Consider the following 13,580-nt stretch of genomic DNA (forward strand, 5'->3'; position numbering starts at 1 on the left):
AAGTGGGTACTGTAAAAGGACGTTCCATCGGCTTTTCCGGCCCATTGTAAGGACGGGTCTATATGGGGATTATGGGCATAGGGTGTTTCCGAATAAGTGGCCATATCATCGGCGGCATAGCCGACCGGGGGGATATTCTTGCGCTGGTATTCTTCTTCATTTTCGTATGTGTATGCGTCTATTTGGCGCTGGTTGCTTTGGGAGTGGCGGATTTCTTTTTAGCCATTTGAGGGCTCCTTTCTTTGCCTTTTTTTATTGGCAAGATTAGTTGGATAAATAACCCACATGGGAATATGTAATTTTGTGGTAATTCCCACAAAAAAAATTTCCAGAATAGAAATTATTAATAGGAATATATGATAATTTGGAATATGAGTTAAAGCGAGGAAAACTACTAGTATAGGATAAACTGTAGGCGGCCAAGAATAAAAAGGCAATGGTGAGGATAGAGATTTCTTTATTCCTTTCTTTACTCCAATTATTCTAGCACGTAAAATCCAATTTGGTTTTCTAATTTTACTTGTGTAAATTATTCTTATTTTAAATCCATCATCCTTTTCAAATGCCTCATCATTATTTAGTGCTATTTGAATTTTTTCATTTATAATATCCATCGAGAGGTCTAATTCTTGACGACTTTTTAATATTATATCCGCTTGCAATATTTGTAAGTCTTCTACTTCTTCTGAATATTCAGCGATAATATAAGAATCTGATGAAATATCACTTTTTAATATGGGGATTTTACCCTTATTAAAAAATGAAATTTCAATGCTTCTGGCATTAACAATTTCTTTTTCTTTCCAAAATATATGCAAGTCATTGTAGGATTGACTGCGTGAGGCTAATATAACTTCTTCGGACAGATAGAACATTGGTTTTTTTGCTTTATTAGTGATGAAAGGCATTATTAAAGCAATTACTATCCCTGCAATGGCCAGCCAAGTGGCTAAATCAAGAGATTTTAAGAAATTCAATAAAGATGGCATCACCTACTTCTCCGGTTTAGACCCAAAAAAGGAAAAGACAAGCCACATTAATACGGCTAAGATATCTTTTGGTTGGGTCTAGTACGGGAACCTCCTTCATTAATGTTCATAATATATCATCAAACGATAAAAACGGCTATGCACTCGCCTTATAGACATAGGGGGCTTGCGGGGCCTCATCCTCTACGGGTTCACCACCAAAATCCGGGGTTTCGTCATAAACCAGGGTGAACTTGCCCACGGATAGTTTCTCATTTTGGCAGAATTCAAGGGTATAGCCGGGGCCTACAAAACAACTTAACCCCTCATAGGGATGGCTGGAGGTTTCAATGGTTCCATTGTCTTCCTGACTGACAAGACGGTCGGGGTGCATTTGGGCGTAAAGGTCAATTTTCCGGTATGTTTCGGTGGAAGCAAGTACGATATTGGGATATACACGATGTTTATTATAGAATGCGGTGGCTTTTTGGTGAAAAACATCGTCCCATAGGGAAAAATCGGTAATAGTGCCGGATATTTTGAAAACCATATTTTATTGTCCTCTAAAATTTATGTACGCAAGTAACCACACGCCCCGCTATCCGCAAATTTTCCAGTTCTGACCCCGCGATTTGCCGGGGAGGATAGGCGGGGTTGGCGCTGATGAGGGAAATGGACCGGGGCAGGTCGTCAAAGGATACCCGCTTAACCAATAGGGCGGTATCCAGAGACAGGACATAGATACCGTTCCCCTCGGTAAGGCCGGGGTGGAAAACAACCGCATCGCCATTGTAGATGTGTTCACCTATCATGGAATCCCCGGCGACATAGACGGCCTGTAGATTTTCCGGGCGGTAGGGGCTGATAAGGGATCGGGGGAGCTTGAGGGTCTCCACCTCGGCGTAGTCCTCTATCTCCCGGCCCCGGCCGGCGGCGGCTTCCTGATGAAGCAACCTTATAGCGGCTTTTTCGGTTTCAAAAAGGGAGCCTTCCCCCAGAAGGAACCAGTTTAAATTGACGTTATATACGGAGGACAATTTGTCCAGGATTTCGCGGGAGGCGTGGTAAATGCCTTTTGAGAGGGAGTACCCCCGCTCTTTTGATACCCCCAGGCTTCGGGCAAACTCCAATTTTGATAAACCGGAGCGTTTTTGAAGAAAATTATAGCGTTCTTCCTCGGTTTCCATTGACACCCTCTATTGCCCTGATCTACAGTTAAAATCGAGTGATTATTTTAATCACCATGAGTGAATTTTATAGGCAATATGCCGATTTGTAAAGGGGTTTGTAGGGCTGGGTATGGCAAAAATTATGGTAGGAACCTGCGGCTTTTATTATACCGACTGGCTGGGATCGGTATACCCGGAGGGGACGGCGAAAAAGGACTATCTATCCCTCTATGCGGAGCGGTTTAGCACGGTGGAACTGGATTATACCTATTACTCCATGCCCAAGGCGGAAAATCTGGCAAAAATGCTGGTTGATGGGGGGCCTAACCTGACCTTTTCCGCAAAGGCTCATCAAAGTCTGACCCACAAAATTGATCCGGGCCACTGGAAGGGGGAAGCGGAAACATACCGGGGGGCTATAGACCCGCTTTTGAAGGCGGGGCGGCTGGAAGCGGTTTTGTTTCAATTTCCGTATTCGTTCCATTATACCGCTGATAATCGGCGGTATTTGGGGGATGTGCTTTCATGCTTTCAGGGTGTGCCGCTGGCGGTGGAGTTCCGGGTAGCGGAATGGTATCACGCCAAGGTGATTGAGGGTATGCGGAAACAGGGGGCGGCGCTGGTGTCGCTGGATATGCCGGATTTGGCGAAACTGCCCCCGGCTATGGATGTGGTTACGGCTCCCTTTGCGTATATCAGGCTCCACGGGCGGAACGCCGGGGCATGGTGGGGGTCTGACGAGGTGGCTCGGTATGACTACCTTTACAATGACCGGGAGCTTGAAGCCTGGGTTGACCGGATTAAACGGATCGAAGTACAGGCGGATAAGATACTGGTGTACTTTAATAACCACGCACGGGGACAGGCGGCCAAGAATGGGCAATCGTTGATAGAGATTTTGAAACGGGCGGGAGGAAAGGACATGGAACATGGGGAACATAAGCCGGGCGGTATGCCATCTTAATATCATCGGGTTCCGGGCGGCGGTGGCGGCTCAAAGGGATACCAGTCTACGGGGGCAGCCCTTTGTGATTGCGGGGGCCACGGGCGGGAGGGCGTTAGTTCTTGACTTGTCCCCTGAAGCAATGAAAGAAGGGATTAGCCCCGGCATGGCATTAGGGGTTGCGGAACGGCGGGTACGGGATTTGACGGTATTGGCTCCTGATCCTCCGGCATATTTGACTATGAACAGGGAATTGGAAAAAATCGCCGCTTTGTATGCCCCGGTGTATGAGAACGATCAATTTGGTAATTTGTATTTGGACTTGACCGGGACGGCGGGGCTTTTTGGTCCAGCGGCGGATTGTGCAAGCCGCATACTGCGGGAAATGCTGGAACAGGTCAGCATACGCCCTGCGGCGGCGGTGGCGGGTAATAAACTGATCTGCAAGATTGCAACCCGGACTATTAGGCCCACGGGTCTTATACAGGTGCAAGCCGGGGCGGAAGCGGATTTTTTGGTTCATCAGGATTTGCGCTTGCTCCCCGGCATGGGGCCGGGGCTCTTGCGGACTGCGGCGGTTACGGGGCTACGGGAAATTGGGGAACTGGCGGCCTTGTCCGATGGGGAGGCGGTTTCCCTTTTCGGGAAGCATGGGCGGCATCTCCGGGACACGGCACGGGGCATTGACGATAGTCCGGTGGAAACTGTTTCCCTGGGGGAAAAGCGGATCGAAAAACATTTGGACTTTGCCGAGGATACGCTGGATTTTGACGTTATTCGGGGCGGCCTTATGCTTCTGGCGGAAACGGGCGGTATTGAAATGCGGGGGCAAAAATGGGGAACTGCGGCGGTGCTGCTGCATATCGTTTACGCCGATGGGGTCCGGGCTGAAGGACAGGAGAAGCAACGGCGGCTTTGTATTACCGACCGGGACATTGCGGCGGCGGCAGAGCGGGTTTACTTAAAAGCGGTAGTCCGGCGGCTGAGGATACGGAGCATTACGCTGACCCTGGGGGATCTGCGGCCCTTGGGGTGGTCCCCTGATTTATTTGAGATAGCGGAAGATACGAAACAGCGGAAACTACAGGAAGCGGCGGACAAGGTACGGAATAAATACGGGCCTGGTATGCTGACCACGGCGGCGGTGTATGCGGCTTCACGCAAGGAGCCTGTACTGTCATTGCCGAGTGTTTCAAATGCGTGAACGCCTGGGGCTTTGTTCGGCTTACTCGCTACTCTATGGGGTGCGGCGGCCGGAGGATATGATACAAGCCGCCAAAATCTGCGGAACCGATACCCTTAGTTTTACTGACCGGGATAATCTGTACGGTTTACCTGTCATTCTGGAAAAATCTAAGGAAATGGGGATACGCCCTATTATCGGTGCTTGCCTGACGGTTCCGGGAAAGGGGGCGGTCTACTGCTTTGTTAAAGACCGGCAAGGGTACTCCCGGCTCTGTGAAATTTTAACTATGAGAAATCGGGATAAGGAAAATTACAAGCCTGTATCATTACTGCGGCAGGATGCTGCCGGGCTTATTTTGGCTTCTTCGGATGAGGTTATTTTGGAAGCGTTGGCGGGCCGCTCTCAATCTTTGTATGCGGCAATTAGCCCCGATTCCCTTGGGGCCATAGGCCCCAGCCGTAGGCTTGGCGTTCCGCTGGCCTTTCTGGATACTGCCCTGTTTTTGGAAAAAGAAGATTATCCGATTCACCGGGTGCTGCGGGCTATTGATTTGGGTAAAACGGTCGGCAATTTGAGCGAAGGGGATACGGTAAAAAAGGATAGTCATTTGCTCCTTTCTGATTCGGTATTGGCGGGGCGGCTCTCATCGTGGCCGGAAGCGGTGAAGGGAACGAAGGAAATTAGCGCGGCTTGCGTTTACCATGAACTATTTGAGGACTGGATTTTTCCGGGGTACACAACGGAAACAACACCGGGGGATGAATTATACAAGCGGGTACTGGAAGGGGCGGCGGCCCGGTATGGGGAATTGGGGGATGCTGAATTAGGGCGTATTGATTACGAATTGGGGATCATCAACAGCAAGGGGTTTGCGCCGTATTTCCTCGTGATGGATGATATTGTCCGTATGGCTTCCCGAACCTGTGGGCGGGGGTCGGGAGCGGCTTCTATTGTGTCGTATTCATTAGGGATTACCAATGTTGACCCTTTGCGACACCATTTATATTTTGAGCGGTTCTTAAACCCTGCGAGACCTGACCCCCCGGATATTGATGTTGATTTTGCATGGGATGAACGGGATGATCTGATTAAACGGGTGATAGAGCGGTTTGGAAAAGATCGCTGCGCCCGTGTTGCCAATCATAATATGTTCAGGCCCCGGTCGGCTTTTCGAGAAGCGGCAAAGGCGTATGGCTTTGGGGACGCTGAAATTTCGCAGATAGAAAAGCAATTGTTTCACTTTGGAGATAAGTCGGGTGTGAGTGATCCGCTCTGGTTGGAAATTCTTGATATTGCGAAAAAAATTGAAGGGCTGCCCCGTGGCTTATCCATGCACTGCGGGGGGCTGGTGATTACCCCGGAACGGATAGACAGGTATGTACCGATAGAAAATTCTTTGGACGGATACCCGCTGTTAAGCTGGGAAAAAGACGGAACAGAAGCGTCCGGGTTTGTAAAAATTGATCTGCTGGGGAACCGTTCTCTCGCGGTGATCCGGGATGCTCTTTCCAACCTTGAGGAACAGGGGATTTCCATTGACCGGGATACCTGGCGGCCTGTTGAGGATGGCCCTACGGTAGCGGCCCTGGCCCGTGGGGATAGCATGGGGGTGTTTTACATTGAGTCTCCGGCTATGCGGCAATTACAGAAAAAAACCGGGGCGGGGGATTTTGAGCATATTGTTATTCATTCCAGTATTATACGCCCTGCGGCAAATACGTTTATCAATGAGTATGTGCGCAGATTAAAGGGCGGGGCATGGGAACCGCTTCATCCACGGCTGGCGTACATTCTGGATGAGACCTACGGGATTTTATGTTACCAAGAGGATGTGAGTAAGACGGCGGTGGCGCTGGCAGGGTTTGACGAAGTTGAAGCGGATAAACTGCGGAAGGTGATTGCAAAAAAGGCAGAGATAAAACTTGCGGCGTATGAAAAACAGTTTTTTGAGGGGTGCAGGAAAAACGGTGTTACTGAGGATGTAATACAAAAAATATGGGACATGATGTTGAGTTTTGACGGGTATAGTTTTTGTAAGCCCCACTCGGCTTCGTATGCAATGGTTTCTTTCCAATCGGCTTATTTGCGGGTTCATTTTCCGGCTGAATTTATGGCGGCGGTGTTGTCCAATCAAGGCGGGTATTATAGGCCCCATGCGTATGTTGCGGAATGCCGCCGTATGCGTTTGCGGGTTCAGGGGCCGGACGTGAATACAAGCCGGTGGCGGTATTACGGAGAACAGGATACGGTAGTTGTGGGTTTTATGGCGGTTAAGGGGCTGTCCGCTTCCGGTGGGGAATCGATTATTGCGGAGCGGGAACGGGGTGGCTCTTATAAAAGCCTGGGGGATTTTGCACGGCGGGTTAAGTTGGGCCGGGATGATATTATTGCCCTTTGCCCTGCGGGGATTTTTGACAATATCGCAGAAGGGCGGGAACGGACATTACAAGCGCGAGAACTATTGAAGGCCCATACCGGGGCGGCCCGGAGGGGACAGGATGAATTGTTTGCCGCAGAGGTGGCCCCGGTGTATCGGTTTGGCGGGGGGGCAGCACTGGCCCCGGCTCCGGTGAAAAAGAAAACGGTCAATGAGGAGTTATGGGAGGAATACCGGGCATTGGGATTCCTGCGGAACCTTCATCCGCTGGCTTTGTGGAAGGATAAGGTTTTAGCGGTCAAGCGGGTTAAGGCGGTGCATATTGGGGAATACCTGGGGCGGTATGTCTGTTTGGTGGGGTGGCCCATTACCCAAAAAGAGGTCTGGACAAAGGACGGTCTTACCATGTCATTTTTAACCTTTGAAGATGAAACGGCTTTGTATGAAACGGTTATTTTCCCTAAGGTCTATGATAGGTATGGCAGGTTGTTGTTTGATCAAGTCCCGCTGTTGGTGTATGGGCGGGTGTGTGAGGATAACGGGGCGGTGTCGCTGGAGGTGGAGAAGGTGGAGGGGATGTGAGATGTGCTCCTTAAAGAAGAAATTACTCCGATACTGGTAGTGTCCCTTACAAGAGGGACACTAGGCATTTTCGGTACCTGACACCTATGCGTTGCCAGAAAAACAATCAGGTTCTTACAAATTTTCCAATTGAGAACGTATTCCACCATTCATTGTAAATATTAACCATTCGTGTAGAGATTGCTCTATATAAATTTTGATCATCCTTTTCATTTTTTATTCTATTAGTGATTTCCTTCCAATATTCCCAATCATTATCTAAGACGAATGATATTTGTCGCAAATATTCTCCCTTCAGCCCATCATCTTGATCATCTAATCGTGCGGCTGGTGACAAAATGTTATTTTCGCTTCGATTTTGGGTTAAAGATAGTGCTCTAAAATTACCAATTGATGTATTCCATTCTCGTATGCTATCTAAAATTCCTTGTTTATAGTATATCCAACTATCAGGATAGATATGATCCTGATCCCATGGCGAATCAGTATCTTCAAGATCGTCTAATTGGTTGAAATCTGAAAATTCTTTATTTATATAATCCCTTTGAGCAAACAATACTAATTTTTTAAGATAGAATATTTTATTAATAAACATAGAAAAATAGTTTGAGATTTGTTCATCTGTAAATTTTTTTGAAATATTTTTATAATATTCGACAATTGCCATACCTACTTTAATAGTCCTTGGTAACTCCCAAATATCATTTTCTTTAGCATAATCAATATCTGTAAAATGTTTCATAACAGTAGTGTTTGCATAATAATCATACAGCATTTCTGGTGCTATGACTGGCAATAATGTTTTTCCAAAATACTCATTTAACGGTTTAGTCCAGAAATCAGCAGTAGAATTATGTTCCCAAAAACCTTGAACTGTTTCTTCTTCTCCTGAGAGCGAAAAATATGAGCAAACCATTAATTTTGCAACACATGGTTTTTTATTTTCATTAGCTATTATAAAATTATTCTTGTATATCCAATAAATCAAAAATAAAAATAAAGTCTGTGAAGATTTTATAAAATCTTTTACAAGTATAGGAGGAACATTTACACTATCAGTCAACAGAAGTGTGTCAATTGCAACATCAAATGCCTGTTTAATGGGGCTGGAAATATCGTTGCCAATTAAATCCGTTAGTTTATTTCGAAACCCTTTTCTCTTTAAACGTTCTTGAAATGTTTTTACATTCAGTTTTGTATGATATTTTCGATCTGGCTCAAGTTCACTCATAGCAATTCGTGATGCAATATTAATAATTTGAGTGGGAGGAATAAATGATCGACCTATTTTCTCAACTAAATCTTTTGTTTGCGGAAACAATGCCTTATATATTGAATAGATTAAGTCATCGCCGCTTAATGATGTACCAGACGAGTTAATTCTTACGAAAAGCGTTGGATCAGCGCTGTCATCTTCGATATTATCCTCAGTTAATAAAACCTCATCGCCAACTAAGTCGTAATTAATTTTAGTATCTTTAATTTCTATTAACTTTTTGCATATGTTTTCAAGTGTCTCATACAAGTTTTTTTCAAGTTTTTCAATAAATTTTTCTTTTGATGAAAAATAATTATATTTTGTTACTAAATATTCTGGCAGGAAAGTTCTGCAGTCTTCAATTACAGCATCTGCTATATCACCTGAATTTGACATTTGTTTATAAAATATTTTATCTAAAAAAAATGAAAGTGGGATTGGATAATATGAATCATACGGAAAGACAGTTTTATTGCTAAAAGTTGTATACCCTTTGCCATTATTATCAGGAAATTGCTCAAATATTTTTAATGCACTTCGTTTATCAGCAACACTCAAAATGCCGCGATTTTGGTTAGAATTTTGACGATACCCCCATGGTTGTGAACGTGTGGTAACACGAAAAAGATATTTGCGATCTCCTAGATCTGTTGTATCAGGTTTAATATCCAACCAGATAACCGGAAGTGAACCTTTTATAGACCAAGCAGTCATGTTTTCTATAAATGGATTATAAAATCCTAATGCAATTGCTGTTGCACGTTGTTGTCCATCCATTAAATAATTTTTATTTTCACCAGCCTTTGAGAACAAAAAAGAGCCAATAGGAAATTTGCGTAACAATGAGTCCCATAAATTCTCTATTTGTGCATACTTCCACACGAAACCCCGTTGCATTGAGGGTAACATAACATTTGAATCATCGTTATTTAATTGCCAATTTGCAATTGTAGTTAATGATAATCTTTCTTCCATTTCAACTCCTTTTATCTTACAACCACATTTGGCTATAGCATAAACTCGTGTTTTTATTTTGCTAGATATTAGGCCTTTTGTAAATCCGTTCGGTGTTTTTCAAATTTCACTTAACGTATTTTATACAAAATTCGTTTAAGTCTACATCCCTGTTTGTTATATAAGCGAATGCGTATATCGTCCTTTCTGTAACGCAAATAGCCTGGTATCTTTTTGAGCCTAACTCCTCATCAAAAGCCATAATTTGGGCTTAGGGCGTTAAAGCTCTTGCCCTAAATTGTACCAGCTATAGAGGGCTTGAAACAAGGGGGGAATCCTGCCTACTGAAGCCATAGCCCATGGCCGCCACACGCAATCTGCTTAAAATTCCTCTAAAATATTACCTTTGTGAAATATCCAGTTGTTGAAAGCCGTTTTATCCTGATTTCATGGAAAACCAAACAATGGGAACCGCAGGTTCCTTTCATTCACTGATCTCCCTTGCGGACTTTAAGGAGATCCTCGGCATTGATGACCGGGACGATGCCCTTTCCCGGTACTGTCTTGTAACCGCCACCTACAGCATAGAGCAATATTGCAGGCGGCGGCTTCTGATAAGCAAACTGACGGAAATACACGAATATTCGGACGACCCGTTTGTACCGCTGAAGCAGTACCCGGTAAGGAAAATTTTAGAGGTCCAAAAACACAGGTCCTGGAAACCCGCTGTGGACATTGATCCTGAACTGTTCCACTGCATACCGCAGTGCGGGGTTGGGGAGGATATGCCGTTTTGTCTGGAAATTCGGCCGGGAGTGGTTTCGTCACCGTTTTCGGTACGGGTGCGGTATGTGGCGGGGTATAAGCCCACGGATGCCCCGGCGGACCTGGCTTCGGCTTGCCTTGAACTGGCGGTATGGAACATGGCGCGGTTCCGGGGGAAGAAGATTGGGGTTGTAGGGGGCAGCGTTACGGTGGGCCAAAGAGCGAACGGGGAGTTTTTGGAAGCGAAGATGCCGGAGCGGGCCAAGGAACTTTTGGAGCCGTACCAGCGGAGGTTGATATGACGGAGCAAAAGATACTTGCCGCCTTTGAAAACCTTTTGACCGGGCGGGTTAATGAAATTTTGCAGGGGTGTGAATTTAAGATTGCGCCCGTTGAGTTCGATGCCCCTGCGGGTGTGGGGGCGGTTGCGCCTGTTCTGCGGCTTACCGAATGTGAGCGGTCGGAGAAAGAACGGATAGTTCGTTTAGACGCTTTTGCTTTGACCGTGAGCCTGAATGTGCCGGAAACGGCTGACAGTGAGCGGGATGTTTACGCTTATGGGGCGGCGGTTGGGAAGGCGGTAGCGGAAGATTCCACCCTGGGGGGTGTGGCGGACAGGGCGGTTATTACCGGGAAAAAGTATGTGCCGCCGAAAAAAGCGTATTGCGGGGATGGGTGGGAATTGGTTATTAGCCTACGAGTAATTGTGGAGGGGATGACGGTATGAGCGTACAAGGCCGTGATTGTTGTATCACCTTGAAAACAGAGTACCGGGAAATGGGGGTGCCTTACTCGGAGGAAACGATTAGGGAAGCGGTATCGGTTTTGAAGGAAGAAGCGGCTATTGAGGGGGGCGGAAACTGCGGGGGAATACGGCAGAGCCGGGGGGTTACGGGGTGCGTGGTTACGCCGCTTACCATCGAGAGCGCCCCTTTGATTTTTGTGCTGGCCCTGGGGCGGTCGGGGCTTCCGGCTTTTGTGAGCGGGACACGGGTTTTATACCGGCATAGGGTAAACCTTTTGGCTATGGAAAGCGGTCTACGGTTCGATTTGATACAAGACCGGGGGCCGGTGCGGACGCTTTATGAAGGGTGCCGGGTTCGGGATTTTGAACTGCGGATTATGCAAGGCGAAGCGGTAAAACTGAAATTGGATATAGCCGGAAGTATGCCGCCTGTTTCCTACCCTTACCCAGATCGGGCCGCAGTTTATGGCGGAGAGCGATTCAAAGAGGACGGGGTTAAGTACCGGATCAACGGAACGGAATATAAAAACATCTACGGGCTGACTATTGCTACCCGGAAGGATGGCGGAACGCAAACGGAAGTACGGATACACCGGGCCATGAATACCACAACGGAGATCCCTCCGATTATTGAGACCTTGGAAATTACCGCACAACTACTGCATGACCATTACGTCCACCGTTTATATGGGGCTTTCCGGCTGAACCTTTCCCGGCTGGTGCTGATGGCTGACGAAACGGCGATCAATGCCGGGGATACGGTTATTGGGCCATTGCGGTATTACTGCGCCGGGGATTTTTCCGTTGACGTGTATAACACGGAAGAAGGGATCATCGAATGAAATTTTATGACATTGATACTGCTTTAGTTGAAGCCATAGAAAAGGGGGACAGCCCGGTACGGGTGCGGATTAGCCTTGATTGGTCTGGTACAGGTTTTTATGAAACGGTATTTGAGCATGACATTATTGAAGCCGTGTTTTACGGGTTAAAGGAAGTGTCCGGGGGGACTACGGCACGGGGGGAAGTGTTACTGGATAACACCTACGGCGGGTATGCTTGCGGGGGGAATGGTGGGCGGGGTGCCGGGCGGGAGGTACGGATTAGTTTTTCTCTTGGGGAGGGTTTACCCTGGTTCCAGCGATTTGTTTTGTATGTGGACGATAACGGGTTCCAGGACATACGGGGGCCGGGACGGCGGCGTACTTTGCGGCTGGGGCTGCGGGACCGCTCGGCCTTGCTGCGGAGAACGGAAAATAGCCGGGACTGGACGCATCCGGCGGTATTCACCTACTCGGTTATTTGCGATAAAACACAAGCGGAAAAATCGCTGGTTCATCTTATCGCTCAACGGGCGGGGATAGAAAGCGGGGATATAGACTGCGCTACTATCCCTATTACTTTACCTTACGTGAAGCTGACTAAAAATATCTGGACTGAACTTTCTGAATTGGCAAAAACCTACCGGGCGCATTTGGAGTGTGCGCCGGAAAAGCCGCTGGTCTTTGCCCATTCGCCGTATCAACAAGAAACTGAAAATGTCGATGAATCTTCTTACACCTTTTCCGGGGAGCATATCTTTTACCTGCGGGAAACGGCACGGGCGGAACAGTACCGGAATACGATACGGCTCAAAATAAATATTCCGGTGGCTTTGGAAAAACAGGAGATATGGCGCTATGACGATCCCCCGGTTTTGTATAATACGGACCTAACGCCGATGTATCCTTTCCGCTCTACGGTGTTGCGGGATATTCAGAATCAAGGGTATGAAGCGCAGTACCGGATTAAGGATAGTAAAGGCGCAGAACGTCCGGTAATCTACGCCGACCAGATAGACACGTTAGAGGAAGCAACGGAACGGCTTGACTATGAGGGCGGCCCTTTTGCGTATTCCGCTTATGACGTTACTACCCACCATGATAAGGCGCTTATCACCTTGAATACGGAATTAGAAGCCGCTGGCGCGGCATTAAATGGGGACTTGCGGCAGGCTTCTATTTATGGGCGGCCTATTGTACTTGACCTAAACCGCTCTTGTTTTTTGCGGGATACGGAAGCTATCGCCCAATACGGGACGGCGGCTTTGAATGTATCGGGTTCCTATTTTTCGGAAATGGAGGTAAATGGACACCCACACTATGAAGACTGGACTATGCGGGAATTGGCGGAACGCTTACAGGAACGGCGTGAGTTTACCGTAAAGACCCACCGGGGATTATTCCATGCCCGGATTGGGGCAACGGTAAACATTGAGACTAAAACGGAAACATTGAAAGGGGCTATTAACGCCTTTTCTTTGCGGTATAGGCGGGATGCCGCTTTTGTGGCGGCTTTTCGGATCGAAGAAATAGTTTAGGGGGATGGCATGGCGGGTAAACGGAATAGCAATACAGGGGGTAACGGTATGACGGAATCGGACAGGCGGCTTTTGGTTGAGAACACGGCGGAAATGCGGGAACTCAAGGGGCAGTTGCGGGAATTCAAGGAACACGTCATGGGACGGGTTGAAAAACTGGAAAAGAAGGAGGCGGAACGGAACAAGGAACAGCTTTCGGTGGTGAGCGTGTTTATTTCTTTGGCGGCGTTGGCGGTGAGTATCATTGTCAATTTCTTTAAGCACAGGGGGTAAG

The 13,580-nt window shown here is 47.3% G+C and carries 12 protein-coding genes; 8 read left to right on the plus strand and 4 right to left on the minus strand.

All coding sequences use genetic code 11. From position 1 onward, the window contains the following. Positions 1–218 precede the first annotated feature (218 nt). The 3 genes from TREAZ_RS06030 to TREAZ_RS06040 all read right to left on the minus strand — a co-directional run bounded on the left by TREAZ_RS06030 (position 219) and on the right by TREAZ_RS06040 (position 2,155). Positions 219–992, minus strand: a complete 774-nt coding sequence (locus tag TREAZ_RS06030; protein ID WP_148257722.1) for a hypothetical protein — start codon at positions 990–992, stop codon at positions 219–221. 133 nt (positions 993–1,125) lie between these two features. Continuing rightward, on the minus strand, positions 1,126–1,518 hold the full coding sequence (locus TREAZ_RS06035; protein WP_015710937.1) for a hypothetical protein: 393 nt from the start codon (positions 1,516–1,518) through the stop codon (positions 1,126–1,128). A 13-nt stretch (positions 1,519–1,531) separates the two neighbouring features. Beyond that, complete coding sequence (locus TREAZ_RS06040) at positions 1,532–2,155, minus strand: LexA family transcriptional regulator (protein WP_015710938.1); 624 nt, start codon at positions 2,153–2,155, stop codon at positions 1,532–1,534. A 112-nt stretch (positions 2,156–2,267) separates the two neighbouring features. Here TREAZ_RS06040 and TREAZ_RS06045 point away from each other — a divergent pair, with 112 nt between their 5' ends. The 3 genes from TREAZ_RS06045 to TREAZ_RS06055 are packed head-to-tail and all read left to right on the plus strand — an operon-like array spanning position 2,268 to position 7,225. Continuing rightward, positions 2,268–3,101: a DUF72 domain-containing protein gene (locus tag TREAZ_RS06045; RefSeq protein ID WP_015710939.1), complete on the plus strand. Its 834-nt coding sequence runs from the start codon at positions 2,268–2,270 to the stop codon at positions 3,099–3,101. After that, positions 3,067–4,284 (plus strand): DNA polymerase Y family protein, encoded by a 1,218-nt coding sequence (locus TREAZ_RS06050; protein ID WP_015710940.1) that lies wholly within the window; start codon positions 3,067–3,069, stop codon positions 4,282–4,284. Before TREAZ_RS06045 ends, TREAZ_RS06050 begins: the two co-directional genes overlap by 35 nt. Next, positions 4,277–7,225 (plus strand): DNA polymerase III subunit alpha, encoded by a 2,949-nt coding sequence (locus TREAZ_RS06055; protein ID WP_043922935.1) that lies wholly within the window; start codon positions 4,277–4,279, stop codon positions 7,223–7,225. Before TREAZ_RS06050 ends, TREAZ_RS06055 begins: the two co-directional genes overlap by 8 nt. Positions 7,226–7,331: 106 nt before the next feature. Here the strand turns inward: TREAZ_RS06055 and TREAZ_RS06060 are convergent, their stop codons facing one another. Continuing rightward, positions 7,332–9,458 carry a DUF262 domain-containing protein gene (locus tag TREAZ_RS06060; protein WP_015710942.1) on the minus strand — a complete coding sequence of 709 codons (2,127 nt, stop codon included), beginning with the start codon at positions 9,456–9,458 and terminating at the stop codon, positions 7,332–7,334. A gap of 428 nt (positions 9,459–9,886) precedes the next feature. On the opposite strand from TREAZ_RS06060, the gene TREAZ_RS06065 reads away from it, so the two are divergent. Genes TREAZ_RS06065 through TREAZ_RS06085 form a run of 5 tightly spaced genes read left to right on the plus strand, consistent with a single transcriptional unit; the run spans position 9,887 to position 13,579 of the window. Continuing rightward, the gene (locus TREAZ_RS06065; protein ID WP_245535103.1) at positions 9,887–10,504 is read left to right on the plus strand and encodes a phage head-tail connector protein; all 618 of its coding nucleotides are present in this window, start codon (positions 9,887–9,889) and stop codon (positions 10,502–10,504) included. Continuing rightward, complete coding sequence (locus TREAZ_RS06070; protein WP_015710944.1) at positions 10,501–10,929, plus strand: hypothetical protein; 429 nt, start codon at positions 10,501–10,503, stop codon at positions 10,927–10,929. Before TREAZ_RS06065 ends, TREAZ_RS06070 begins: the two co-directional genes overlap by 4 nt. Continuing rightward, positions 10,926–11,789: a hypothetical protein gene (locus tag TREAZ_RS06075; protein ID WP_015710945.1), complete on the plus strand. Its 864-nt coding sequence runs from the start codon at positions 10,926–10,928 to the stop codon at positions 11,787–11,789. Before TREAZ_RS06070 ends, TREAZ_RS06075 begins: the two co-directional genes overlap by 4 nt. Further along, positions 11,786–13,306, plus strand: a complete 1,521-nt coding sequence (locus TREAZ_RS06080) for a hypothetical protein (RefSeq protein WP_015710946.1) — start codon at positions 11,786–11,788, stop codon at positions 13,304–13,306. Before TREAZ_RS06075 ends, TREAZ_RS06080 begins: the two co-directional genes overlap by 4 nt. Positions 13,307–13,315: 9 nt before the next feature. Next, the gene (locus TREAZ_RS06085; protein ID WP_083820252.1) at positions 13,316–13,579 is read left to right on the plus strand and encodes a hypothetical protein; all 264 of its coding nucleotides are present in this window, start codon (positions 13,316–13,318) and stop codon (positions 13,577–13,579) included. The last annotated feature ends 1 nt before the right edge of the window (position 13,580 follow it).

This window comes from Leadbettera azotonutricia ZAS-9 (assembly GCF_000214355.1).
In the GTDB taxonomy this organism is placed as follows: Bacteria; Spirochaetota; Spirochaetia; order Treponematales; family Breznakiellaceae; genus Leadbettera; species Leadbettera azotonutricia.

What these genes read in the sequence shown, in the direction of transcription:
- TREAZ_RS06035 (WP_015710937.1), bottom strand. Translation starts at nt 1,518, where the DNA reads ATGGTTTTCAAAATATCCGGCACTATTACCGATTTTTCCCTATGGGAC.
- TREAZ_RS06040 (WP_015710938.1), bottom strand. Translation starts at nt 2,155, where the DNA reads ATGGAAACCGAGGAAGAACGCTATAATTTTCTTCAAAAACGCTCCGGT.
- TREAZ_RS06060 (WP_015710942.1), bottom strand. Translation starts at nt 9,458, where the DNA reads ATGGAAGAAAGATTATCATTAACTACAATTGCAAATTGGCAATTAAAT.
- TREAZ_RS06085 (WP_083820252.1), top strand. Translation starts at nt 13,316, where the DNA reads ATGGCGGGTAAACGGAATAGCAATACAGGGGGTAACGGTATGACGGAA.
- TREAZ_RS06050 (WP_015710940.1), top strand. Translation starts at nt 3,067, where the DNA reads ATGGGGAACATAAGCCGGGCGGTATGCCATCTTAATATCATCGGGTTC.
- TREAZ_RS06080 (WP_015710946.1), top strand. Translation starts at nt 11,786, where the DNA reads ATGAAATTTTATGACATTGATACTGCTTTAGTTGAAGCCATAGAAAAG.
- TREAZ_RS06065 (WP_245535103.1), top strand. Translation starts at nt 9,887, where the DNA reads ATGGAAAACCAAACAATGGGAACCGCAGGTTCCTTTCATTCACTGATC.
- TREAZ_RS06070 (WP_015710944.1), top strand. Translation starts at nt 10,501, where the DNA reads ATGACGGAGCAAAAGATACTTGCCGCCTTTGAAAACCTTTTGACCGGG.
- TREAZ_RS06045 (WP_015710939.1), top strand. Translation starts at nt 2,268, where the DNA reads ATGGCAAAAATTATGGTAGGAACCTGCGGCTTTTATTATACCGACTGG.
- TREAZ_RS06075 (WP_015710945.1), top strand. Translation starts at nt 10,926, where the DNA reads ATGAGCGTACAAGGCCGTGATTGTTGTATCACCTTGAAAACAGAGTAC.
- TREAZ_RS06055 (WP_043922935.1), top strand. Translation starts at nt 4,277, where the DNA reads ATGCGTGAACGCCTGGGGCTTTGTTCGGCTTACTCGCTACTCTATGGG.